The following is a 23,144-nucleotide window of genomic DNA, read 5'->3' as shown; positions in this document are numbered from 1 at the left end:
CGCGACGCACGCGTCACCGAACCAAGGGAACAGAACATGCCCGCACTGCGCACTCGTGCCGCCCTCCTCGCCCTGCCGCTGGCCCTCACCGGCCTGATGGCCGGCGCCTCCGGCGCCCACGCCGCGCCTGTGAAGACCTACTTCGACTGCCGTGTCGGCACCACGACCGGCCTCGCCTACAGCGCCTACGTGGACGCCGTCGCCCCCGCCACGGTCCGCCCCGGCGCGACCTTCGACGTCACGCTCGACCCGGCGCCGATCACCCCGAACCCGGCCTACAACAAGGAGGTCAAGAACGTCGCGCTGCAGTTCAAGCTGCCGGCCGGCGCCACCGTCGTCTCCTACCAGGTCGCCGGCGGAGACGAGGCGGGCGCTCCGACCCTCGAGGTCGAGGGCACCAAGGCCGTGCTGCGCGCCTCCGGCCCGTACGCCTCCGACACGCCCTTCGACCTGCCCAAGGTCACCTTCAAGCTGAAGGCGCCGTACACCCGCGGCACCCTGGAGACCGCCTTCGGCGGCACCTCGCACGACGACCCGGGCTTCACCTGGAACTTCACGCCGGTCAACTGGCCGACCGAGGGCACGCTCGCCTGCTGGCCCGACCAGCCGATCGCGCTGACCAAGACGGTCGTCAAGTAACCAGCGTCATTCCGCGCCGGTCTGCCCCTCCCCCCGGGGGCAGGCCGGCGCCTTCGTCGTGGTGACTTCTGCCTTGATTTCCACCTTGACCTCTACTTCGGTCGAGGTTTCATGCTGGACGGACAAGATCCACGAATCGCGATACGCATCCACGATCGGAGAGAATGTGAAGATCGAGATCTGGTCCGACATCATGTGCCCCTGGTGCTACATCGGCAAGGCGCGCCTGGAGAAGGCGCTGGACCGCCTGGGGAGCCGTGACGCGGTGGACATCGTCTGGCGCAGTTTCGAGCTCAGGCCGGAGCAGCCCCGGACCCCGGGAGCGACGCTCGGCGAGATGATGCGGGAGCGCCTGGGTCTCGAAGCGGATGCCACCGTCGAACTCTTCGAGAAGATCGAGGGACTCGGCCGCGCCGAGGGCCTGGACATCCGGCTCACCGGCGTCCGGCCGGTCAACTCCTTCGACGCGCAGCGCCTCGTCCACCTGGCCGCGGAGAGCGGCTCGGCGGGCGCCATGAAGGAGCGGCTGTTCCGCGCGTACCTCGGTGAACAGGAGAACGTGGCCGATCCCGCCGTACTGGTCCGTGTGGCCACGGACGCCGGCGTGGACCCGGTGGCGGCCGAGGCCGTGCTGCACAGTGACGCCTACGCGCGCGAGGTGCGGGCCGACGAGGAGATGGCCATGCGCCGGGGCGTCAGTGGCGTGCCGACCGTCTTCGTGGACGGCGAACGCGTGGCCACGGGCGTTCCCACGGTGGAGCAGTTCTACGGCTCGCTGGTCCGGGCCAGCTGACATGACGACCGCCCGGCCCGCGCACTCCGTCACCGAACTCACCGTCGGCCAGCTCTCGGCCCGCAGCGGAGTCGCCGTCACCGCGCTCCACTTCTACGAGTCCAAAGGGCTGATCCAGAGCCGCCGGACGCCGGGGAACCAGCGCCGCTACGCGCGCGACACGCTGCGCCGCGTCGCGGTGATCCGCGTCGCGCAGCGTATGGGCATCCCGCTCGGCGCGGTCCGCGAGGCACTGTCCGAACTCCCCGAGGGACGCACACCCAACCGTGCCGACTGGGCCCGGCTCTCGGAGCGCTGGCGCGCCGACCTGGACGCCCGCATCGAGCAGCTGGCGGCCCTGCGGGACGGTCTGACGGAGTGCATCGGCTGCGGCTGTCTGTCGGTGAGCGACTGCCCGCTGACCAATCCCTTCGACGTCCTCGGCGAGGAGGGTCCCGGCCCCCGACGTCTGCTGCGCGGGGCCCCGCGCGACCCGGCCCGCCTCGCCGGCCCGAGGGCCGGCGAGGCGGTGGAGGCGGAGCCGTGCGGAGGGACGAGCGCGGGGTGCCGGCCGTCGGAGGCGGCGGCCGGGCTGATGCCGGCGCCGGGAACGGCGTCGGAAGGCGAGCCGGGGGCGGTGGCCGAGGCGGGCGCGGGCACGGTGTCCGGAGCCGCCTCGCGATCCGCTTCGGGGGCGTAGGCGCGGCGCGGACGCGGTACGGGGCGGGCCCCGGCGGTCCCAGCCGCCGGGGCCCACCCCGTACCGCGTCCCTCCGGGCTCGTCAGCCCACCGGGAACACCTCGCGCGCGTACGCCTCCGCCGCGCTCTCGAAGCCCAGCACCACATGGCTGGCCGCCGAGTGGGCGTCCCGCCAGTGCCGTTGCAGCGGCGAGGAGTCCTGGTGGGCACGGGTGCCCGCCGAGGCGAACAGCCGGTCCACGGCCGAGGTCGCGAGTTCCGCGGCCACCGCGCAGTCCCTGCCGCTGCGGGCGATGTCGAGCGCGCCGACCTGGCCGTGGTCGGCGACCCGCGCGGCCCGGTCGAGGAGCAGCGCCGCCGCGTCCGCCTCGGCCGCGGCCCGGCTGAAGGCGGACGCCGCGGGGGCGGCCAGCCCGCTGGAGGCGGAGGTGAAGCGGGGCGCGATGCCCTCGCTCCACGCGGCGAGCGCGCCGCGCGCCGCGCCCAGCACGGGAGCCGCGAAGCAGAGGCCGTTCACGGCCTTGAGCGGTACGCGGTGGCAGGCGGCGGTGTCCTCCGTGTCGCCGGACGCCTGGGCGGCGTCGGGAGTACCGGTGGCCAGGGCGTCGCGGGTGAACGACAGCTCCTCGGGAACGAGGACATCGTTCACGTCGAGCGTGTTGCTGCCCGTGCCCCGCATTCCGACCGACGCCCATGTGTCCTCGGTGCGGTAACTCCCCCGGGGCAGCGCGAAGTAGCGGGCCTGCGGCAGGGTGTCCGTCGTCATCGCGCAGACCAGCGCCCAGTCGGCGAAGTCGACGACGCTGACGTAGGGCCAGGTGCCGCTGATCCGCCAGCCGCCCTCCTCCCGGCGGGCCCGGCCGAGCGGCATCAGGGCACCGACGACGAGGGTGTCCGGGCCGTCCTCCCAGATCCTGGCCTGCCCCTCCGTCGGGAGGTACGCGGCCATCCGTCCCACAGCCGCGGTCAGCGAGGCCGCCCACGCGGTCGAGGTACAGCCCTCACCCACGACGGCGACGGCGCGGGTGACCTCCTCGAACGTGCCGGCGTCGCCGCCCCAGCGCCGGGGTACGAAGTGCCGGGCGAACCCGGCGTCGAGGATCGCCCGTACCCCTTCGGGGGAGAGCCGGCGCTCGCGCTCGGCCGCGTCGGCCCGCTCGGCGGCGACCTTGGCGGCATCGGCGGCCGAGGCGACGATGCCGGAGTCGGGAGACGTGGTGGTGGGTGCGGGGCCGGCGTCCGCCGGTGTCCGGGTCGGCATCCTGGTCAGCTCCTTGGCTGGTGATGTGTGGTGTAGGGGAGTAGGGGTGGGGCGGTGGTGACGGGCCGGTGGCTCGCGGCCGTGGGGCCGGTGTCATCCGTCCCGTGCGAGTGCTCAGATCTCCGTGACCCGGGCGGCGCGGCGGATCTCCTCGATCAGCCGGGCCTGCCCGCGGGTCTCCTCTTCGCCCGCCCGTGGCCCCGGCCGCGCCGCCCCCGCCGCGCGCACCGCGCGGAGGAACGCGGCGACCCCGGCCGCCGCCTGGTCGTGGGCGGGCAGGCGCAGTTCTTCCCGGGCGCCGCCCCGCCCGACGGAAAGGACCGGCTCGTGATCGGCGGGTGGCGAGTAGGCGCGGTCGAGCGCCAGGCTCCCCTCACTGCCGAGCAGCTCCCAGCGGGCCGTGTACGCGTGGTCCATGCCGAAGGCGAGCTGGGCCGTGACGCCGTCGTCCGGGCGGTGCAGCAGGGCGGCGCCGCCCAGGTCCACACCGCGCGCCCGGTCGTGCCGGAGCGTGGCGCCGAGCACGTCCAGCCCGGGGCCGAGGAGTAGTTGGGCGAGCCGCACCGGATAGACGCCGATGTCGAGCAGGGCGCCACCGCCCAGGTCGGCGCGGTAGCGGATGTCGTCGGGCGGGCGCGGCGGGACGGTGAACGAGGCGGTCAGTGCCCGGGGTTCGCCGATCGAGCCGCGTGTGACGAGGTCCCGTACGGTCCCGTACGCGGTGTGGTGGACGAACATGTAGTTCTCGGCGAGGACCAGGCCGCGCGACCGGGCGAGTGTCAGCAGACGACGGGTTTCCCTGTAGCCGCCGGTCAGAGGCTTCTCGGCGAGGACGTGCTTGCCGGCGAGAAGGGCGCGTTCGGCCCACTCGGCGTGCAGGGCGACGGGCAGCGGCACGTACACCGCGTCGACGTCGTCCCGGTCGAGGAGACGCTCGTACCCCACGACCGGCTCGCCGCCGAACGACGCCGCCGTCGCACGGGCCTTGGCCGGGGTGCGGCTGGCGACCGCGGTCAGCCGGGCGTCCGGAGCGGCGGCGATCGCGGGCAGCATCCGGCGCACGGCGATGTCCGCGCAGCCGACGACCCCCAGGCGTACGGGTCCGGCGGCCGGGGCGGCGGTCATGCGCCGCTCTCCTCGCCCAGGGAGCGTACACAGGCGAGCAGGGTGCGCGCCTCGACATTGACGACGCCCCCGAGCCGGGCGGCCCGGGTCAGCTGGCGCACGCTCATCCACACGAAGTCCTCCGGTACGTCCCCGACGTCGGGCGCCGTACCGGTCGCGTCCACCAGCAGATAGCGGTTCTCCGCGTGGTAGAAGCGGCCGCCCTCCTCGGAGTGCACGGTGTCGAACAGCACCCGCTCGGCCGGTGCGGACAGGACGGCGTCCAGGAACGCCGGGCGCGGGCCGTCCTGCGGGAGGTTCCCGGGCCCGCACTGGACGGTGGGACCGAGCTCGACGGCGTCGAGGGTGCCGGCCTCGGAGCGCGCCCGCACCAGGAGATGGCGCACTCCGCCGATGTCCTTGCCGAGGAAGGCGATGACGCCCCGGCCGCGCGGCGCGAGCATCGGCTGCGACCAGGAGGTGACCTCACGGTTGTCGGCCTCGACGTCGACCCCGATGATCCGGAAGTACCGGCCGTCCTCGTGGGAGATCTCCGCCGGATCGAGGTGCCACCCCTTCACCTCGTTCATCGGTATGCGGCGGCGGTGCAGCCGGTGGCGCACCTTGGCCTCGGTGAACCAGTGCAGCAGCCGGGTGGTGTCGTGCAGCGGCCGCTCCGGGCCCCCGTGGGGAGGCCGCGGGACGGACGGCAGACCGGAAAGTACCGTCCGTGTGTCCATGTTGATCAGGTTCTCGACGCGCAGGAGGCGCGGGAGCAGATCCTGCGGGATCCAGCAGAAGTCCTCGTGGAAGGGGATCTCGTCGCTGGTCTCGACGACGATGTTCCGATTCCGTTTGCCGAGGAACCACGACCCCTGTTCACTCTGCAGCGCGTCATGGCGGACCTGACCGTGGCGAGGCGCGAGGAACTGCTCGATGTACGGCACCGAGCCGCCCCGGTGCACCCGGGTGTAGTTGCTGAACGTGGCCTGGACCGTCGGCGACAGCTGGATCGTGTTGATGTTGCCGGGCTCCATCTTCGCCTGCAGCAACAGATGCGGGACGCCGCCGAACCGCTTGACGAGGAGGCCCAGGATGCCGGTCTCCGGCTGGCGGATGATCGGCTGGCTCCAGGATTCCGGTACGGGCGCCTCGCGGTCGACCTCGAGCCCCTCCACGGAGAAGAAGCGGCCGGTGCTGTGCCGGATGTCGCCGGTCTCCGGGACGACGCGCCAGCCGTCGAGGGCGTCCAGCCGCGCCGGCGTGATGGAGTAGCGATGGGCCGCGCGCCGGTCCGCGAACCACGCGTGGAATTCCGCGAGATCGGTGATCGGCATCAGTTTTCCTCCCCGGGCGCTCCCGCGGTGGCGGACACCACGGACAGTTCGCGGACGGTGAACCGGACGCCCTGCCCGAAGACCCGGTCCGCGAGCAGGGCGAGGCCCGGCGCCAGCGCCTTGGGCCGTACGACGTCGAGGGGACCGGGGATCAGCCAGTCGGGGCGTACGGAGTCGGCCAGGGCGAGCCCGAGACGGTCCACGGCGAACACCTCCTCGCCGTCGAGCACCCAGCGGGCCCGGCCCCCGTCCGTGTCCACCACGAGGGCGCAGTCGTGGAACAGCCCGGGACCGCGCTCGGCGACCGGAATGCCGTACGAGAAACCGCCACGCGCGCCGTCCGGACCCGGGACCCGTCCGTACAGCGCCCACACGCGCGTGTTGGTGAGTGCGAAGTCCAGGATCAGCCCCGCCGTACGGTCCAGGGCGATGAGCGCCGCCGAGCCACGGCTCAGTTCGGTGTCGTTGTCGGTGTCGGACCGGACGTCGCGTCGGTCCGTGTGGAACAGCTCGGCGGACAGCGTCGCGGAGACGGTCAGTTCGCCGCCGACCGGCCCAAGGGGCGCATCGGACGCGGCGGGGACGGCCGGTGCGAACGCGGACCAGCGCAGATGGTCGACGGGTTCCCCGGCGGGCGGCTGGACGAAGGCGGGCAGGCCACTGGCAGGGTCGATGCCGCCGGGCTCCACCACGAGGCCGTCGGGCGTCGCCCGGGGCACACCGTCCCCGGTGGGCAGCGAGCCGGCGGGCCGCACGGCCCAGGGGGCGCCGGGGCCGCTGCTGCGCAGTCCCTCGGCGAAGGCGTCATGGAAGAGGACGGTCAACTCGGGCTCCTGCGGGGGTCGGTGCGTGGTCGGGGGAAACGTGGGCCGCCGGGGAGGCGGGGGAGTGGTCGTCAGTCGGCCGTGCCGGACCGCTCCAGGGCTTCGGCCGCCGCCCGCAGGATCCGCACCCGCCCCTCCGTGGACGTGGCGGCGGCGGAGACCATCACGCCGAGCGTGGTGACCCCGGCGTCGTCGTAGGCGCGCATCCGGTCGGCGATCCGGTCGACGGGGCCGATCAGGGCCGTACGGTCGATGAAGCCGAGCGGCAGGGCCGCGCCGGCCCCCGCCCGGTCGCCGGAGCCGAGCCGTTCGAGGAAGAGCGCGACCTCGTGCTCGTAGCCCATGCGCCGGGCCATCGCGCAGTAGAAGTTGCGGTCGGGTTCACCGATGCCCATGAGGTAGACGTACTGGCCCCGCAACGCGTCGGCGGCCTCCTCCGCGGTGTCGGCGACGGCGGTCGGCAGACTCGGCAGCACCTCGAAACCGCTCAGGTCCCGGCCGGCGGCGGCGCGCCCCGAAGCGATCTCGACGAGCGCCCCGGTGACGTCCTCGGGCGAGGTGAAGACCCCGAGCCAGCCGTCCGCGATCTCGCCCGCCAGCCGCAGGTTCCTCGGGCCGACGGCGGCGAGCAGCACCGGCAGCGCACGGCGCGGCCGTTCGGTGAGCAGATGGAGCGGGGCGGGCCCGCCGACCTGGAAGTGGCTGCCCTCGTACTGGACGGGCTCGCCGTCGAGCGCCCGCCGCACCACCTGCACGTACTCCCGCGTCCTGGCCAGGGGACGGTCGAACGGCACGCCGTACCAGCCGACCGAGACATCGGGGTTGGACACCCCGAGCCCGAGCGAGAACCGGCCGCCGCTGAGCGAGTCGAGCGTGGCGGCGGTCAGCGCGGTCATCGCCGGGGGACGGCCCGGGATCTGCATGACGCCCGAGACCAGGGTGATCCGCTCGGTGACGCCGGCGGCGAGGCCGAGGACGCTGGCGGCGTCCGAGCGGTAGCCCTCCGGTGCGAGGACCGCCGCGTAGCCGAACTCCTCTGCTCTGCACGCCAGTTCACCGGCGCCTTGATGGACGAGATTCGCGGCGAGCCGCACGGTGCACTTCCTTGGGCGAGAGCGGACGGGGTGGGGCGGGGCGGGGTCGGGACAACGGTGGCGTCAGATGAGATGAGCGCCGCCGTCGGCCAGCAGGACCTGGCCGGTGGTGTACATCGCGCCGACCAGGCTCAGAACGGCCTCGGCGACGTCCTCGGGCCTGCCGACGCGGCGCAGCGGGGTCGTGGCGCGGACATGCTCGGCGATCGGGGCGAAGAAGTCGCTGCCCTGCGTCCAGGGCGTCTCGATCAGACCTGGCGCGACGGCGTTGACCCTGACCTCGGGGCCGACGGTCTTCGCCAGCAGCCGGGTCATGTGCTCGATGGCCGCCTTGCTCACCGCGTACGGGATGGAGCTGCCCGCCGGGCGGCTGCCCGCGATCGAGGAGATGTTGACGACGGAGCCCGCGCCGGTGCGGGCCAGGTGGGGCATGGCGGCGACGGTCGTCTGCCAGGTGCCGATCACGTTCAGCCCGAGGATCTCGCGCCAGACGTCGGGGGTGGCCGCCGCCAGGTCGGCGTGCGGGATGGCACGGGTCCTCCCGGCGTTGTTGACGAGGATGTCCAGCCGTCCGTAGTGCTCGACCGCGGTGTCCACCAGACGCCGGGCGTCGGCCTCGTCGGAGACGTCGGCCTGGACGTAGAGGGCGTCCGGCAGGCCGGCCGCCGTCTCGAGTCCGTCCTCGACGGAACGTGCGGAGTTGACGACGACCCGGAAGCCCTCGGCCGCCAGGCGCTGGGCGACGGTGCGACCGATCCCGGACGAGGAGCCGGTGACGAGCGCGACCCGGGCTCCGGCGCCGCTGACCTCGCTGCCGGCCCCGCTGCCGGTGGTGCGGTGCGCTGCCCCGGACATCAGTAGTTCCCCAGCCCGCCGCAGACATTGAGCGCCTGCGCGGTGACCGCGGCCGCGTCGTCGCTGACCAGGTACTCGACCATGGCAGCGACCTCACGGGTCTCGACGTAACGGCCCATCGGCACCCGGGCGGTGATGCGGTCGAAGGTCTCCTCCTCGCTGACGCCCCAGATCCCCGCGTAGTGCTCGCGCACCCGCTCGGCCATCGGCGTCTCCACGAAACCGGGGCAGACGGCGTTGACCGTGATACCGGTCCGGGCCAGTTCGAGCCCGAGGGCCTTGGTGAGGCCGACGACGCCGTGCTTGGAGGCGGAGTACGGGACGGCGTGGACGACGCCCTGCTTGCCGCCGGTGGACGCGATGTTGATGATGCGGCCCCGCTGCTTGGTCAGCATGCCGCCCTGGTTGAGCACTTCCTTCGTCATCAGGAAGACGCTGTTGAGGTTGGTGTTGATCACGTCCAACCACAGCTCGTCCGGGATCTCGGCGGTGGCCCCGCCGCCGCTGCGGCCCGCGTTGTTGACCAGGATGTCGACGCTGCCGTACCGCTCGACGGCGGCCGCGACGAACGCGCGGATCTGGGCCGGGTCCGCGACGTCGCACACACTGCCGTCGACGTCGTAGCCCTTGTCCCGCAGCTCCCGCACCGTCGACCGGAGCTTCGCCTCGTCACGTGCGCAGAGGTACGTACGGGCCCCGAGGGCGGCCAGGCGCTGGGCCGTCGCCAGGCCGATCCCGCTCGTCGCTCCCGTCACGAGGGCCACCGGCTTCACCACCGGCGCCGCCGGGGCCCCGGTCTCCGCCGCCTTGTCCGTGGCCTTGTCCGTGGCCTTCTCCGTCGTCATGCGTCTGTCTCCCTTGCCCGTGCGGTCCGGTCTGTGAGGGAGCGTCGCCAGGGCGGCTCGAGCGAGGCTGGAAGCCGGATGGAGTGGGCGCCGCACCGGGCCAGGCCCGGGCCCGGCGAGCCGTCCCATCGGTCCGCGAGCCGCTCTCGAGCCGGGGGTCGGAGTCTGCCGTCGTGTCAGTGAGGTACGGCGGGCGGAAGGAGCCCTACGCGATGCCCAGCAGTTCAGGAGGCCGGCTGTGACCCGGCGGGTAGTGATCACCGGACTCGGAGTGCGCGCTCCGGGCGGGTCGGGGACGAAGGAGTTCTGGGACCTGCTCACCGCGGGCCGCACCGCGACCCGGGCCATCACGTTCTTCGACGCCTCGCCGTTCCGCTCACGGATCGCCGGCGAGGTCGACTTCGACGCGAGGGCGGAGGGATTCTCCGCGCGTGAGATCCGGCGCATGGACCGCGCCACCCAGTTCGCGGTGGCGTGCACCCGCGACGCGCTGGCGGACAGCGGACTGGAGCCGGGGGCGCTCGACCCCCACCGGATCGGCGTCGCCCTGGGCAGCGCCGTGGCGTCCGCGACCAGCCTGGAGAACGAGTACTTGGTGATGTCGGACGCCGGCCGGGACTGGCTGGTGGACCCCGCGCACCTGTCCCCGTACATGTTCGACTACCACAGCCCCGGCGTGATGCCCGCGGAAGTCGCCTGGGCGGCGGGCGCGGAGGGGCCGGTGACGATGGTCTCCGACGGCTGCACGTCCGGCCTCGACGCCGTCGGTTACGGCGTCCAGCTCATCCGCGAGGGAAGCGCCGACGCGGTCATCGCGGGCGCGGCCGACACCCCCGTCTCCCCGATCGTCGTCGCCTGCTTCGACGCCATCAAGGCGACCACGCCGCGCAACGACGACCCCGAGCACGCGTCCCGTCCCTTCGACGGCACCCGCAACGGGTTCGTACTCGCCGAAGGCGCGGCCATGTTCGTCCTGGAGGAGTACGAGGCCGCCAAGCGACGCGGGGCGCACATCTACGCCGAGGTGGGCGGCTACGCCACCCGCTCTAACGCGTACCACATGACCGGTCTGAAGAAGGACGGCCGTGAGATGGCCGAGTCGATCCGCGCCGCGCTGGACGAGGCGCGCCTCGACCGCACCGCCGTCGACTACGTCAACGCCCATGGATCGGGGACCAAGCAGAACGACCGCCATGAGACCGCCGCGTTCAAGCGGAGTCTCGGCGAGCACGCCTACGCCGTCCCGGTGAGCTCGATCAAGTCGATGGTCGGCCATTCCCTCGGCGCCATCGGCTCCATCGAGATCGCCGCCTCACTGCTCGCCATCGAGCACCATGTGGTCCCGCCGACCGCGAACCTGCACACGGCGGACCCCGAATGCGATCTCGACTACGTCCCGCTGACCGCGCGGGAGCAGCGCGTCGACACCGTTCTGAGCGTCGGCAGCGGATTCGGCGGCTTCCAGAGCGCCATGGTCCTGCACCGTCCGGAGGTGGCGGCATGAGCGGGGGTACGAGGACCGGGGAGACCGGGCGGCCCGTACGCACGGTCGTGACGGGCATCGGGGTCGTCGCCCCCGGCGGCGGTCTCGGCACCGAGAACTTCTGGAAGGCGCTGCTGGCCGGAGAGAACGGCATCCGTGAGCTGACCCGCTTCGACGCCTCGCGCTATCCGTCGAGGCTCGCCGGGCAGATCACGGACTTCGACCCCAAGGAACACCTGCCGAGCCGGCTGCTGCCGCAGACCGATGTGTCGACGCGGTTCGCGCTGGCCGCCGCCGACTGGGCGCTGGCCGACGCCGGAGTGGGCCCGGCGTCGGGCGCGGGCACCGAGTCGGAGCCCGGGGCCGGGCTCGCGGACTACGACATGGGTGTGGTCACCTCCACCGCCCAGGGCGGCTTCGACTTCACCCACCGGGAGTTCCACAAGCTGTGGAGCCAGGGTCCCGAGTACGTCAGCGTCTATGAGTCCTTCGCCTGGTTCTACGCGGTCAACACCGGCCAGATCTCCATCCGCAACGCCATGCGCGGGCCCAGCGCCGCCCTCGTCGGCGAACAGGCCGGCGGGCTCGACGCGGTGGGCCACGCCCGCCGGACCGTGCGCCGCGGCACCCGGCTGGTGCTCAGCGGCGGCGTCGACTCCGCGCTCGACCCGTGGGGCTGGTCGTCCCAGCTCGCGGGCGGCCTGGTGACGACGGCCACCGACCCGGAGCGCGCCTATCTGCCGTTCGACACGGCCGCGTCCGGCTACGTCCCGGGCGAGGGCGGAGCCGTACTGATCGTGGAGGACGCCGACTCCGCCCGGCGGCGCGGCGTGGAGCGGATCCACGGTGACATCGCCGGGTACGCCGCGACCTTCGACCCGGCGCCCGGATCGGGGCGCCCGCCGGGGCTGGCCCGCGCCGCCGAACTGGCCCTCGCCGAGGCGGGACTGGCTCCCGCGGACATCGGAGTGGTCTTCGCGGACGGCGCCGGAGTGCCGGAACTCGACCGCGCCGAGGCCGAGGCGATCCGCCGCGTCTTCGGACCGCGCGGAGTCCCGGTCACCGCTCCGAAGGCCCTCACGGGCCGGATGTACGCGGGCGGTGGCCCCGCCGACATCGCCACGGCCCTGCTGGCCCTGCGCGACCAGGTGATCCCGGCCACCGCCCACACCACCTCCGTGCCGGCGGAGTACGGCCTCGACCTCGTCGTCGGCGATCCGCGCGACGTGCCCCTGCGTGCCGCGCTGGTACTGGCGCGGGGCCGGCACGGTTTCAACTCGGCGGTCGTCGTGACCGCGCCGGCGCCGTGAGCCCCGGCGCCGCGACCCCCGGCCTTCCCCACCTTGAGGAGACAACTGCCATGGCCCAGCTGCTGACCCTTGACGAACTCCGCCGCATCCTCGTCGCCTGCGCCGGCGAGGACGACTCCGTCGACCTGACCGGCGACATCCTCGACGTCACCTTCGACGACCTCGGATACGACTCGCTCGCCCTGATGGAGAGCGCCGCCCGCATCGAGCGGCAGTTCGGAGTCTCCCTTCCCGACGACGAGGTCGGCGAGGCGAACACTCCCCGCGCGCTCCTGGACCTGGTGAACGGGTCCGTCACCCAGGCCGCCTGAGCAGCGCACGCGCAGGGGCCCGCACCGAGCCGTGCGGGCCCCTTCCCGTACGACCCGGACAAGGAGAACGCACGATGGCCCGTCCCACCCTCCACCGCAGTGAGCACACCCTGACCGTCGCCGCCCCGGCATCGGCGCTGTACGACCTCGTCGCCGACGTCACCCGCTGGCCCGCCGTCTTCGAACCGACCGTCCACGTCCGGCACCTGGAGCGCGGCGAGCGCGGCGAGCGGTTCGAGATCTGGGCCGAGGTCAACGGCGAGATCGCCCACTGGACGTCCCGGCGCGTCCTGGACCCGCGCCGGCGCTATGTCTCCTTCCGCCAGGAACACAGCCGCCCGCCGGTCACGTCCATGTCCGGCGGCTGGCTCTTCCGTGAACTGCCCGACGGCCGTACGGAGATCGTGCTGCGCCACCGCTTCACGGTCGCCGACGACGCGCCGGAGGCGGTGGCCCGTATCGAGGAAGCACTCGACCGCAACAGCGCCCGCGAACTGGGCGCTCTCGCCGCCCTCGCGGAGACCGGCCACCCCGTCGACGACCTGGTCTTCTCCTTCACCGACACCCTCACCCTGGCGGGCGGCGCCGAGGCCGCGTACACCTTCGTGGACCGCGCCGACCGCTGGGCCGACCTGCTGCCCCACGTCGCCAGAGTGGAGCTGACGGAGCCCGAACCGGGCCTGCAGTGGTTGGAGATGGACACGGTCACGGCGGACGGCTCGGCCCACACCACACGGTCGGCGCGGGTGTGCCGGGCGCCGGAGTGGATCGCGTACAAGCAGCAGCGCACCCCCCGGCTGCTCTCCGGCCACAGCGGCGAGTGGACCTTCACCGAAACCCCGGAAGGGGCGGTGGCCACGGCCCGGCACACCGTCGCCATCGACCCGTCCGGAGTGACGGAGGTGCTCGGCGCGGGGGCCACGCTGGAACAGGCCCGTACGTACGTCCGCGAGGCGCTCGGCCGCAACAGCCTGACGACGCTCCGGCACGCGGCGGAGGCGACGCCGCGGGGGTGAGGTCGGGCCGGGCCGGGGGCGGGGGCGCCGTTCCGCCTCCCGGGCCCGGCGGGTGGGGGGCGGTGGCGGCCGCGTGCCCCGCGATCGCCGGACGGGGCACACCGGCGAGGTCGGGCTGCCGTTCGGGCCCCGGCATCCCCCGGCACCCGGCATCCCCCGGCACCCGGCATCCCCGGCACCCGGCCCGGCCCGGCACCCGGCCCCCTTCCCTGGCACCCCCCTGCCCCCGGGCCCCTGGTGGTTACCTTCCCGGGGCCGCGGGCGCGCCCTGGAGCAGTTCGTGGACGGACAGCGTGGCGCTGCGGGCCCGCAGTCGGGCGCCCTGGCCGTATGTCGTCTCCGCGAGCAGACCGAGGCCGAGGGTGAGCCCGCGCGGGGCGACCCGCTCCTCGGGGCCGGGCGTCGAGCGCTCCAGATATCTCTGGGACGGCAGCCGCAGGCCGATCGACGGCACGGCGAACACCTCGACCCCGTCGAGCAGCCACCAGGCCCACCCGGTGGACGCGGACACCTCGACCGTGAGCCGGTGCCAGGCATCCGGGGTGCGTCCCGCGACCGGTACGGCATACGCGAAAGTGCCGTGCCGGGCGCCGGGGCGGGGCAGTCGCTCGTACAGCACCCACACCGCGTTGTTCGTCAGCGCGAAGTCGAAGGCCATGCCCGACTCCAGATCCACGCAGATCATGGCGGCCATGGCGCAGCGCGGACCGTCTCCCTCGGGGTGGCGGTCCGCGCCCAGGATCTCGGCCGACAGGACGGTCTCGGCGCGCAGCACTCCGGTGTCCGACGCCGCGTCGCTCGCGCCACGGCCGGGGTCCACGCCCACCGTCGGGGCATGCGCGCCCGGCTCCGGACGCGCGAACGCCGCCCACCGCAGATGGGCCGCGCCCTCCTGCCCCTCGGGAACCTCGCCGAAGGCCGGAGGCCCGCTCTCCGGGGCCACCGCACCGGACACCACGCTCAGCCCGCCGACCGTCGTCTCGACCCGGCCGTCGCCCCCCGGCAGCCACGGCAGCGGCCGCACCCGCCACCGCGAGCGCCGCCCCGGAGCCGCCCAGTCCTCCTCGAAGCCGTCCTCGAACACCACACGCCCTCGGCGCTCATCGTCTGCCATGGCCCGAGGCTCTGCGGCGGCGCTCGAGCCGCAGTGGAGGACACTTCGAGTCCGCCGCACAAGGCTGGCAGCCGTTCACCCGCTTCACGTACTGGAGGAACCGGTGACTGCCACCGACGTACGGACCGATGTCTACGCCCTGGTCCAGCACTTCTACGCCCATCAGATGCAGGCGCTCGACGGCGGCCGGTTCGCCGACTACGCCGCGACCTTCACCGAGGACGGGACCTTCCAGCACTCCCCGCAGGCCGAGCCGGCCGTCGGCAGGGACGGGATCGTCGCCGAACTGACCGAGTTCCACAAGAGGTTCGACGGCGACCCGGTGCAGCGGCGGCACTGGTTCAACCACATCGCACTCGAACCGCAGCCCGACGGTTCGCTGCGCTCGACGGTGTACGCGCTGGTCGTGACCGTACGCCCCGGAGGCAAGCCGGAGATCGCGCCGAGCTGTGTCGTGCATGACGTCCTGGTGGTGGGGGAAACGGGCGTGCTCGCCCGCTCCCGGATGGTCACGCACGACCAGATGCTCTGAGGCGGGAACACGTGCCACCGGTCCCACCGCCGCCCCTGCGGCTGACGCCCGAGGGTCCCTGGGCGTCTGTCCTGGAGTCCTTCGCGGCCCGTTCGGCGTCCGGAGGGGGCGACCCGGTGGTGGTGTACGGGACGACGGCGGACTGGGAGCCATCCCGCTCGGGTCCGCCGTACCCTCTCGGCCCCGCGGACGCGGAGCGCTGGCAGGCGCTGCGTGGCGAGGCGGTGCGCCGGCGATTCCTCGCCTCGCGCCGACTGCTGCGTACCCTCCTCGGCAACCTGCTCGGCCCGGCCACCGAAACCGCCCCCGGAACCGCGACCGCCCCCGGCACCGAGCCCTGCCCCGGCCCCTGCCCCGCGGAGCTGCGGCTCGCCCGCACCGCCCTGGGCCGCCCCTATGCCCCCGACTTCCCCGGCGTCGCCTTCAGCCTCAGCCACACGGGCCCGCTGCTGAGCGTCGCGGTGGTCAGGGACGGTGCGGTGGGGGTGGACGCCGAGCGGGCGGACCGGCGTGTGTCCGTACTGGAGCACCGCCTGTGCACCCCCGCGGAACGCCGGGCGGTGGAGGGCCTGCGGGGCAGTGAGCGGGACGGCGCCTTGCTGCGGCTGTGGACGCTGAAGGAGGCGTACACCAAGGCGTTGGGGGTCGGCCTGCGCCGTTCCCCGCGCACCTTCGGCTTCGACGGCCTGACGGCCGGGGCCCCGGACGGGCCGGTCCTGGTCGACGGCGAGGCCCTCCCGAATCCCGCCCCTTGGACGTTCTCCACCCACGTCGTACGGGAGGGACTGCCCCGCCCCTATGTCATCAGCGTGGCGGCGAGGCGGGGCGAAGCGGCTCCGGGCCCGGGCGGAGACCCGGGTCCGGGCGGGTTCGAGCAGGGCTCCAGCCGCTGAGCCGACGATGGGCCAGATCCACGATGTCGACGAGGAGGCCCATATGACTGGCCAAGTGTCCGCCCGGGTGACCACCCATGGGACGGGGAGCCCGGATGGCCGGACGCCCGAGCTGGAGCAGGTCGCCGACGGCGTCTTCGCGTATGTGCAGCCCGACGGCGGCTGGTGCCTGAACAACGCGGGGCTGATCGTCTCGGACGGCCGGGCCGCGCTCGTGGACACCGCGGCGACCGAGGCCCGGGCGCGCGCGCTGCGCGCCGCGGCGCTCTCCGTCGCGCCGACCGCCCCACAGGTCCTGGTCAACACCCACTTCCACGGCGACCACACGTTCGGCAACTTCGTCTTCCCCGAGGCGCTCGTCGTGGGGCACGAGCGCGTCCGCACGGAGATGGCCGGGGCGGGACTGCATCTGACAGGCCTGTGGCCCGACGTGGAGTGGGGCGAGCTCGAACTCGCCCTGCCCTCCCTCACCTTCCGGGACCGGCTCACGCTGCACATCGGTGACACGACGGCCGAACTGCTGCACCTCGGGCCCGCGCACACGACCAACGACACGGTGGTCTGGCTGCCCGGCCGGCGGGTTCTGTTCACCGGGGACCTGGTGATGAGCGGGGTGACGCCCTTCTGCCCCATGGGCTCGGTCGCCGGCTCCCTGGAGGCCCTGGACAAGCTGCGCGCGCTCGCCCCGGAGGTGGTCGTCACCGGACACGGCCCGGTCGCGGGCCCCGAGGTGTTCGACGAGACCGAGGGCTACCTGCGCCTGCTGCAGAGCCTGGCCGCGCAGGGCGTCGCCGCTGGTCTCGACCCGGTCGCTCTGGCGCGGGAGACGGACCTCGGCCCGTACGCCGGGTGGCTGGACTCCGAGCGGCTCGTCCCCAACCTGTTCCGGGCGTACGCCGAGGAACAGGGCGAGCCCGGCGGATCCCCGGTGGACATGAACGAACTCTTCGGCCGCATGGTGGAGTTCCACGGCGGGCTGCCGGCCTGTCACGCCTGAACGGCGATCTCTTCGGGCATCCGGTCCCACGAGGTGAAGGCCCCCCGCTGATAGAGCAGCGGGCGGCCGCCCTCACGGACCTGGGCGCTCTCCATCCGTCCGATCAGCAGCCGGTGGTCCCCCACGGGCACACTCCGCTCCAGCGTGCACTCCGCGTGCGCCAGCACACCCTCCCGCAGGACGGGACATCCCGGCACGACGCTCCCCGGCAGCCACGGCACCCGGTCGAACTTCCGCTCCGACCGCCCCGCGAAGACCCGCGCGAGCTCCGCCCCGTCGTCGGCGAGCAGATGCACGGCGAAGACCTCGGACCCGAGCAGTGCCGGAAGCGTCCGGGACCGCTCGTCCGCGCAGACCAGCAGCAGGGGAGGGTCGAGGGAGACCGCGGAGAAGGCGTTGCACGTGAACCCGAGGGGCCTCCCGTCCGGCCCCACCGTGGTCACCACCGCCACGGGCGTCGGTACGGACCCGAAGAAGTCACGGAACGCTGTCGGTCCCACTGCCATGTCTCTCACCGCCGTCACTCGAGCAGCCGGCGAACCCGACCACACCCCCCACGCTCCCGCCCCCCTCTGGAACCCACCTGGACTCCCACTCGAACCCCGGCACCCGAGCCCGGCCCCGCCCGCACCCACGCGAAAGACCCCCGGCCGCGATCGACCGGGGGTCTTCCGGCTCCGTACCCGGACAGGAGGGGCGCGCTAATCCACCTCGATGCCGTACTCCTGGACCAGTTCCTCCAGGCCGCCTTCGTACCCCTTGCCTCCGATGACGAATTCCCAGTCGCCGTTGGCCCGACGGCGGAAGGAACCGAGGACCAGGGCGGTCTCACGGGCGCGGCCGTCGGACACCTCCAGCCGGTCGAGTGGGGACCCGGAGGAGTCCAACAGCCGGATGCCGGCCCTGGTGAACCCGGAAAGATCAGCCCCCGGATTCGCCACCGGATCGACCGCGGCGATGATGACGAGGCGGTCGGCCCGGGCGGGCAGTGCGTCAAAGGAGACCTGGATGGCGGCCTTGTCCGGAGCGGCGGGGGCGAGCGCGCGGACCGTGCCATCGGGTGTGCCGGGGTTGTTGAAGAAGACGAAGTGGTTGTCGTCCAGGACCCGGTTGCCTTGGCAGACGAGCGCGCACACGTCCAGGGCGACACTGCCCGACCAGTACATGCCCAGCACGTTGTGGTCGTCCGTGCTGTCCCCGGCGTCCGGTGCGGTCCGCTGGGCGGGCACCGTGCCTTCGCCGTTGCCCAGTCGTCCACGCAGCCCGTGTCGGTGCAGCAGGTCGACCAGTTCGGAGCCCGCCACCAGTTCCAGGGGCTTGCCGTTGGCGAAGGTGTGCGAGCCGGGGCCGAACCCGGACGTCGTGACCAGCACGCCCTTGTTGGCGCCGGCGTCCTGGACGGTGCCGTACAAGTCGCGAACGGCTGTCGGTGGCACGGTGTGACGGTAGCGCTTGACCTGTACGACGATCTTGCCGCCGCGAATCGGGGTCGGGTCCAGCGCGTCGACGTCCACACCGCCGTCGTTGGAGCGCTGAGTCGTCACGGCCTGCATGCCCATGGCCCGGAACAGCTCCGCGACCAGCGACTCGAAGGCGAGGGGATCCATCTCGTACAGATCCGGTTCCTCGTCTCCTCCGTGCGTGACGACGCCATCGCCCATGTCCGCGGGCACCCGCCCGGGCCGTACCGTCGCGCCCTGATCGGGGCGCGACGACAATTGGCCCCGCAGGCCTTCCACCAGGCAGTCGACCGGGTTCACCTGCTCCAGACGCAACTCCGCGAAGGTCGCGCGCGAAGCCATCACGGTGGCCAGGAACATGTGCCCGCGCCTGCCGGTCACCGGGTCGTGATCGTCCACGAATCCGTTCAACGCGACCGAGTCCAGCGCGCCGAACTCATCCGCCGCGAACAGATCGTGCAGAACCAGCAGGAGACACTGGGCGAGCACGTCCCGGTACAGCGCACGGCGCTGGGTCACCGGCCGAGCTGTCTCCTTGTCCTGGTCGGCGGAAGGCATGTAGCGCACCGACTTCGTCTCCGGGATGACGTCGTACTTCGGCAATTCCCAGTTCAGTACCAACTGGCGTGCACCGGAGTCGTACGCGGCGGACACCTGACGCGGCAGATCCTCCGGCCACGCGGTCGAGGCGAAGAGGGCAGCGGAGAAGTACTCCACCGCGGCCTCGGGATGACCGCCGCGAAGGCCCGCTGTCATCTCGGTGATGACGGCGTTGTGCCGGCGGATCTCGCTCAGCTGAGCCAGGGCCCACTGGTCGTACTGAAGCTGGTAGGCGGCCAACTGCCGCTGACGCTGGGTTTCTGCGGCCTGCGCGGCCTGCCAGTCGTGCTCGAAGCGGCTCCGCGCCTCCGCTTGCGCCTGGGCTCTCCGGGCAGCTGTCCAACCGCCCTGCGGCTGGTACTGGTTCGGGTCCGGCATCCGGATCGGACGAGCGAGCGGGCCGGGGGAGAAGGGCTCGACCCGCTCAGGCCGGTTGAGCGTGCCGATCCTGAACGCCGGAGCCCGGCAGCCCACGGCCAACAAGCCCCGCAGCGACTCGACACGGGCCTCGAGTTCCTCTGTACGCCGTCGTGCGTCCGCCTCGCGCTGCTGCCGGTACGCCGCCCGCTGCTCCCGATGGCTTCGGGCCAACTCCCGTTGATGAACCCGTTGTTGTCGCTCCTGATCCCGCTGGTATCGCGCCTCGGCCTCTCGCTGGCGCTGCTGTTGGCGTTGTGCCTCGGCCCAGATACCGACCAACCCATTGGAACGACGACTCATGCTCTACAGGCCCTCCCCCACCAAGGACTCGACACACGTCTGCCCGTCCTGGCCCCATGACCGACAGTAGTGAGGCGACTCTAGTGGGCGATCAGGAACCTGCTCATCCACTTTGCGCAGATCCTTCCCTTACGCCACGGCACACGTGCGATCGCCCGGATCGACGTCTGCTCGGTCCGAGACGCAGACCGCGTGGCGCGGTTCGCCATGACCAACAACGAGATGTCTCTCATGCTGATGGAACCGGGCGGCCATCTGCTCGCCATCGTGGTCGGCGACGGCCGCCAGGCCCAGCTCATGCTGCTCGATCCCTCGCGGGACGACCTTCCCAAGGAGCGTGTCTGCCGTCGCCGGGATTGGGAGTTCACCGACTGGTCACGGTTCGCCGAGACGGTCGCCGGCGTGTGACGTCTCCGAGGAGGGATGCCGGATGGAGGGCCACCGGCACGGGGTGCGCCTGACCGTGCGGGTGTGCCGCGCGGTCGCTCCGTAAGCCGGGGGCTGGTGTGTGCGGGCCGAGGGCGTCTCGAGGACGACGGCATGGGCCGCGTGGACGTCAGGCGGGTCGCGGCACGATCTTCACGGCCCGATAGGCGTACCCGTCCTGTGCGAAGCCGGGGGCTTCCCACTGGAGGTCCACCCGCTGTCCCGGGGACAGCATGCGGAAGCCTTCCATCTGGATGTGGGAGTAATGCCCCCAACATCCGCCAGGAGTCTCGGGGGAGTCGAGGACACCCCACCCTTCCTCGTCGCGCCACTCGCGGACAGTCGCAGACACCATGAGTGGGACCTTATGGGGTCGGTCTCTGCCGGCGTACTGGCGTCTCATGACTGAGCAGCGCCCGCACCCGAAAGCCCCGGCGCCGGCCTCACCCTCTGCCAAGTCCTCGACACGCTCCAGGAGATGCCGAGGTACTGGCCCGGCATCCGCACCACTTGCCGCCGCGCCTCTCACGCCTCCTTCGGGCCAAGGTCCGAGAGCGCGGCTCCCAGCCGACGTGCCCCCTCGGTCAGCTCGGCGTGATCGGCGGTCGCGGCGAACCCGATACGCAGGTGAGCCGCCGGCGGCTCGGTGGCGAAGTAGCGGCTGCCGGCGCTCGCGCCGACGCCGCGTTGCCGGGCGGCATGCCGGACGTCCTTGAGCTCGCCCATCTCCGCAAGGTCGTCGACACTCAGGATCAGCTGCCCGCAGTAGCCCTGGTACTCGGGCTTGAGGGCGGCCCGCATCAGCGACTCAAGGCGGTCGACCAACTTCTCGTACCGGCGCCGGGCCAGGTCATCCTTGACGGGCATCCTGCACAGCTCCCCACCGTCCGCGCGCATATGTGTGCCATATGTGTGCTGCAAGCGCAGGAGCCCTCCCGTCCGCTGGACGGAAGGGCTCCTGACCTGGTGCTCTGCTGTGCCCCCGGCAGGATTCGAACCTGCGACACCCGCTTTAGGAGAGCGGTGCTCTATCCCCTGAGCTACGGAGGCGGGGGGATCTGTGATCCGGGGACAAGGGTAGCGGATGCGGCCTCCCGACCCCGCAAGAATCTTGTTCGCCCAGCTCAGAGGCGAACCGAGTGTGGCCGTCGCCTCACGTCTACCGGACTGAATGATGCGTGGTGTCCGAGTATGGCGTGCTTTGTACATGCGCCGCGTCGGTGACCGGGGGTCCGGGCCGCACAGATTTTCTCAATCGGCGTCCATCGAACAGTGGATCAGACATACGGTCTACCGGCATGATCCAGATCAGTGGCATCTCATGGGGGCCCAGGGCGTAGGGGAGTTGAGGTGAGGGGGGCAGCGGTGGCAGGAGCGGAGATGGTCGCGGCAAGGGGGCTCGGGGCGAGCCGGTCTACGCCGGAGCCGCGCAAAGCCCCCGTCGCGCGAACCGCTCGGGCGGGCTGTGTCGCCGTCGCGCCGAACGGCACCCGGACGCAGGTGGCGGTGAGGGCTGAACAGGCGATCAGGCGACCCCTCGATCGACCTGCTCCCACCCTTTCGGGTGCGCGCCACCTCCTTCACGCGTGCGCCGACGGGTTAAATGCCCGGCGCTGAATCCGCAGCGGTGATATTCATCCCTCGGCAACAGGTTGAATTGTTTCATGTAAGGGAAAGTATGCATACTGAGTCGAACGAACGATTCGCTGAGGCGGAACTCGCGCAGGCCCGAATGGAGGACGAGCGGGAGCGTGCAATCCACGCGCTGACCCAGTTGCTTTCCTCGAGTGCGCTGGACGAGGTGCTGCGGTCCCTGGGTGGCCGCGAGGCAGGTCTGGCTGATTTGCCCCCGCTCAGCGCGGCACTGGCGTTCCGGGACGCGGCGCTGGAGCTGGCGAGGTCTCAGGGGCTGACCGGTGAGCGCGTACGGGAGCTGGGGGCCGCTGTGGCGCGCAGCCAGACGCGGGAGGCTGTCCCAGAACCTCAGCCGCTGTTCGACCGGGCGATCTTCATCTTCGGCTTGCGCCGTGGCGCGAACCATGCGATTTCCGAATGGATCCGCGGACACTTCGACGAGTCGGAGGTGCGGTATCTCAATAGTGCCGAACTCTCCCTCTTCGAGACGGATGGCGAATTCCTCACGGTGGACCGCGACAAATACAGTCGAATGTCCATATCCCCGAAGGAGCGCACCCTGATAGTGGGATACGAGAATGTCGATCCCGCTGCGTTCCCCCTCCACCACAATATGCGGGTGGCACGCCGCTCTGACGTGGTGGTAGTCCTTCGCGACTATCCCAATACGGCTGCCAGCATTGTCCGCCAGGCGCATGACGACCCTTCCTTCGCCTATCGCTACCGCATCCGCGATCTCCTGGACCTCTGGAAGCGGTACGCCCACTACCTCGAGAACCGGTCCTTCGGCTACACCTACCTCACCTTCAACGCCTGGTTCAGTGACGCCGATGAGCGGCGCAGGGTCTCCAACGCACTGGGGCTGGAACACTCCGACCGCGGGCTGAACAGCGTGAGCGCCTACGGCGATGGAAGCTCTTTCGACGGGCTGCAGCACGCCGGCCGGGCGCAGGACATGGCTGTCCTGAACCGATGGGAGACGATGCTCGAGGACCGTCTGTTCCAGTTCGTGCTGCTCGCCGACGAGGAAGCCCTGGAAGCCAACGACAGGATTTTCGGGGGCTTTCCCCACACCCGAGCCGATCTGCTGGCCCGCTGGCGTCTCGGAGGCCCTGGTCGGTGAAGGTGCTCCATGTCATCAAAGAAGTGACCGACGGCGGCGCCAGCATGGGTCTGCTGCGGATGTGTGCGGGTACGCCCGCCGAGGTGACTCCCA

General features: G+C 72.1%; 25 protein-coding genes and 1 tRNA gene. 12 read left to right on the top strand and 14 right to left on the bottom strand.

Annotation, left to right across the window (positions count from 1 at the left end; all coding sequences use genetic code 11):
- Positions 1 to 36 precede the first annotated feature (36 nt).
- Entirely contained in the window at positions 37 to 639 is a 603-nt protein-coding gene (locus ACZ7J0_RS20815; protein ID WP_470889382.1) for a hypothetical protein, read from the top strand.
- Positions 640 to 645: 6 nt separating this feature from the next.
- Here ACZ7J0_RS20815 and ACZ7J0_RS20810 read toward each other — a convergent pair whose 3' ends face one another.
- Entirely contained in the window at positions 646 to 831 is a 186-nt protein-coding gene (locus ACZ7J0_RS20810) for a hypothetical protein (RefSeq protein ID WP_470889380.1), read from the bottom strand.
- Here ACZ7J0_RS20810 and ACZ7J0_RS20805 point away from each other — a divergent pair.
- Together ACZ7J0_RS20805 and soxR are read left to right on the top strand one after the other, a co-directional pair.
- On the top strand, positions 806 to 1,432 hold the full coding sequence (locus ACZ7J0_RS20805) for a DsbA family oxidoreductase (protein ID WP_470889378.1): 627 nt from the start codon (positions 806 to 808) through the stop codon (positions 1,430 to 1,432). The genes ACZ7J0_RS20810 and ACZ7J0_RS20805 overlap by 26 nt on opposite strands.
- A 1-nt stretch (position 1,433) precedes the next feature.
- On the top strand, positions 1,434 to 2,111 hold the full coding sequence (gene soxR / locus ACZ7J0_RS20800; RefSeq protein ID WP_470889376.1) for a redox-sensitive transcriptional activator SoxR: 678 nt from the start codon (positions 1,434 to 1,436) through the stop codon (positions 2,109 to 2,111).
- An 82-nt stretch (positions 2,112 to 2,193) separates the two neighbouring features.
- Here soxR and ACZ7J0_RS20795 read toward each other — a convergent pair whose 3' ends face one another.
- From ACZ7J0_RS20795 to ACZ7J0_RS20765, 7 genes are all read right to left on the bottom strand, one after another.
- Complete coding sequence (locus ACZ7J0_RS20795; protein ID WP_470889374.1) at positions 2,194 to 3,372, bottom strand: acyl-CoA dehydrogenase family protein; 1,179 nt, start codon at positions 3,370 to 3,372, stop codon at positions 2,194 to 2,196.
- Positions 3,373 to 3,486: 114 nt separating this feature from the next.
- Complete coding sequence (locus tag ACZ7J0_RS20790; RefSeq protein WP_470889372.1) at positions 3,487 to 4,497, bottom strand: Gfo/Idh/MocA family protein; 1,011 nt, start codon at positions 4,495 to 4,497, stop codon at positions 3,487 to 3,489.
- A complete protein-coding gene (locus ACZ7J0_RS20785) occupies positions 4,494 to 5,813 on the bottom strand; it encodes an NDP-hexose 2,3-dehydratase family protein (protein WP_470889370.1) in 1,320 nt (439 codons plus the stop codon). Before ACZ7J0_RS20785 ends, ACZ7J0_RS20790 begins: the two co-directional genes overlap by 4 nt.
- Positions 5,813 to 6,637 carry a DUF6081 family protein gene (locus tag ACZ7J0_RS20780; RefSeq protein WP_470889368.1) on the bottom strand — a complete coding sequence of 275 codons (825 nt, stop codon included), beginning with the start codon at positions 6,635 to 6,637 and terminating at the stop codon, positions 5,813 to 5,815. Before ACZ7J0_RS20780 ends, ACZ7J0_RS20785 begins: the two co-directional genes overlap by 1 nt.
- 71 nt (positions 6,638 to 6,708) lie before the next feature.
- Positions 6,709 to 7,731 (bottom strand): LLM class flavin-dependent oxidoreductase, encoded by a 1,023-nt coding sequence (locus ACZ7J0_RS20775; RefSeq protein WP_470889366.1) that lies wholly within the window; start codon positions 7,729 to 7,731, stop codon positions 6,709 to 6,711.
- Between the two features lie 63 nt (positions 7,732 to 7,794).
- Positions 7,795 to 8,586: an SDR family NAD(P)-dependent oxidoreductase gene (locus ACZ7J0_RS20770; RefSeq protein WP_470889364.1), complete on the bottom strand. Its 792-nt coding sequence runs from the start codon at positions 8,584 to 8,586 to the stop codon at positions 7,795 to 7,797.
- A complete protein-coding gene (locus ACZ7J0_RS20765) occupies positions 8,586 to 9,431 on the bottom strand; it encodes an SDR family NAD(P)-dependent oxidoreductase (protein ID WP_470889362.1) in 846 nt (281 codons plus the stop codon). The genes ACZ7J0_RS20770 and ACZ7J0_RS20765 overlap by 1 nt, the downstream gene beginning before the upstream one ends.
- Before the next feature lie 238 nt (positions 9,432 to 9,669).
- Here ACZ7J0_RS20765 and ACZ7J0_RS20760 point away from each other — a divergent pair, with 238 nt between their 5' ends.
- The 4 genes from ACZ7J0_RS20760 (at position 9,670) to ACZ7J0_RS20745 (ending at position 13,551) form a co-directional block, all read left to right on the top strand.
- Complete coding sequence (locus ACZ7J0_RS20760) at positions 9,670 to 10,935, top strand: beta-ketoacyl-[acyl-carrier-protein] synthase family protein (RefSeq protein ID WP_470889360.1); 1,266 nt, start codon at positions 9,670 to 9,672, stop codon at positions 10,933 to 10,935.
- The gene (locus ACZ7J0_RS20755; RefSeq protein ID WP_470889358.1) at positions 10,932 to 12,224 is read left to right on the top strand and encodes a ketosynthase chain-length factor; all 1,293 of its coding nucleotides are present in this window, start codon (positions 10,932 to 10,934) and stop codon (positions 12,222 to 12,224) included. Before ACZ7J0_RS20760 ends, ACZ7J0_RS20755 begins: the two co-directional genes overlap by 4 nt.
- A gap of 50 nt (positions 12,225 to 12,274) precedes the next feature.
- Positions 12,275 to 12,535, top strand: a complete 261-nt coding sequence (locus tag ACZ7J0_RS20750; RefSeq protein WP_470889356.1) for an acyl carrier protein — start codon at positions 12,275 to 12,277, stop codon at positions 12,533 to 12,535.
- Between the two features lie 74 nt (positions 12,536 to 12,609).
- Complete coding sequence (locus tag ACZ7J0_RS20745) at positions 12,610 to 13,551, top strand: aromatase/cyclase (RefSeq protein ID WP_470889355.1); 942 nt, start codon at positions 12,610 to 12,612, stop codon at positions 13,549 to 13,551.
- A 241-nt stretch (positions 13,552 to 13,792) separates the two neighbouring features.
- Here ACZ7J0_RS20745 and ACZ7J0_RS20740 read toward each other — a convergent pair whose 3' ends face one another.
- Positions 13,793 to 14,665, bottom strand: coding sequence for a DUF6081 family protein (locus tag ACZ7J0_RS20740; protein ID WP_470889353.1), 873 nt, complete (start codon positions 14,663 to 14,665; stop codon positions 13,793 to 13,795).
- 103 nt (positions 14,666 to 14,768) lie between these two features.
- Here ACZ7J0_RS20740 and ACZ7J0_RS20735 point away from each other — a divergent pair, with 103 nt between their 5' ends.
- From ACZ7J0_RS20735 to ACZ7J0_RS20725, 3 genes are read left to right on the top strand one after another with little or no spacing between them, the layout of a single operon-like run.
- Positions 14,769 to 15,197, top strand: coding sequence for a nuclear transport factor 2 family protein (locus tag ACZ7J0_RS20735; RefSeq protein ID WP_470889352.1), 429 nt, complete (start codon positions 14,769 to 14,771; stop codon positions 15,195 to 15,197).
- A gap of 11 nt (positions 15,198 to 15,208) precedes the next feature.
- Positions 15,209 to 16,090: a 4'-phosphopantetheinyl transferase family protein gene (locus ACZ7J0_RS20730; protein WP_470889350.1), complete on the top strand. Its 882-nt coding sequence runs from the start codon at positions 15,209 to 15,211 to the stop codon at positions 16,088 to 16,090.
- Between the two features lie 43 nt (positions 16,091 to 16,133).
- Positions 16,134 to 17,087 (top strand): MBL fold metallo-hydrolase, encoded by a 954-nt coding sequence (locus ACZ7J0_RS20725; protein ID WP_470889349.1) that lies wholly within the window; start codon positions 16,134 to 16,136, stop codon positions 17,085 to 17,087.
- Here ACZ7J0_RS20725 and ACZ7J0_RS20720 read toward each other — a convergent pair.
- Both ACZ7J0_RS20720 and ACZ7J0_RS20715 read right to left on the bottom strand, forming a co-directional pair.
- On the bottom strand, positions 17,078 to 17,593 hold the full coding sequence (locus ACZ7J0_RS20720) for a flavin reductase family protein (protein WP_470889347.1): 516 nt from the start codon (positions 17,591 to 17,593) through the stop codon (positions 17,078 to 17,080). The two genes, ACZ7J0_RS20725 and ACZ7J0_RS20720, sit on opposite strands and share 10 nt — an antisense overlap.
- A gap of 195 nt (positions 17,594 to 17,788) precedes the next feature.
- Entirely contained in the window at positions 17,789 to 19,867 is a 2,079-nt protein-coding gene (locus ACZ7J0_RS20715; RefSeq protein ID WP_470889345.1) for a restriction endonuclease, read from the bottom strand.
- A gap of 207 nt (positions 19,868 to 20,074) precedes the next feature.
- On the opposite strand from ACZ7J0_RS20715, the gene ACZ7J0_RS20710 reads away from it, so the two are divergent.
- The gene (locus tag ACZ7J0_RS20710; RefSeq protein ID WP_470889343.1) at positions 20,075 to 20,275 is read left to right on the top strand and encodes a hypothetical protein; all 201 of its coding nucleotides are present in this window, start codon (positions 20,075 to 20,077) and stop codon (positions 20,273 to 20,275) included.
- 148 nt (positions 20,276 to 20,423) lie between these two features.
- Here ACZ7J0_RS20710 and ACZ7J0_RS20705 read toward each other — a convergent pair whose 3' ends face one another.
- The 3 genes from ACZ7J0_RS20705 to ACZ7J0_RS20695 form a co-directional block, all read right to left on the bottom strand.
- On the bottom strand, positions 20,424 to 20,648 hold the full coding sequence (locus tag ACZ7J0_RS20705) for a cold-shock protein (protein WP_470889342.1): 225 nt from the start codon (positions 20,646 to 20,648) through the stop codon (positions 20,424 to 20,426).
- Between the two features lie 170 nt (positions 20,649 to 20,818).
- Positions 20,819 to 21,160 (bottom strand): hypothetical protein, encoded by a 342-nt coding sequence (locus tag ACZ7J0_RS20700; protein ID WP_470889340.1) that lies wholly within the window; start codon positions 21,158 to 21,160, stop codon positions 20,819 to 20,821.
- Positions 21,161 to 21,270: 110 nt separating this feature from the next.
- Positions 21,271 to 21,343 (bottom strand) — tRNA-Arg (locus ACZ7J0_RS20695).
- A gap of 628 nt (positions 21,344 to 21,971) precedes the next feature.
- Between ACZ7J0_RS20695 and ACZ7J0_RS20690 the strand changes: the two genes are divergently transcribed.
- Complete coding sequence (locus ACZ7J0_RS20690; protein ID WP_470889338.1) at positions 21,972 to 23,051, top strand: hypothetical protein; 1,080 nt, start codon at positions 21,972 to 21,974, stop codon at positions 23,049 to 23,051.
- The last annotated feature ends 93 nt before the right edge of the window (positions 23,052 to 23,144 follow it).

Source organism: Streptomyces sp. NPDC038280, assembly GCF_055600045.1.
Note: the sequence above shows the minus strand (reverse complement) of the source record. Positions and strands in the feature narration are given on the sequence as shown.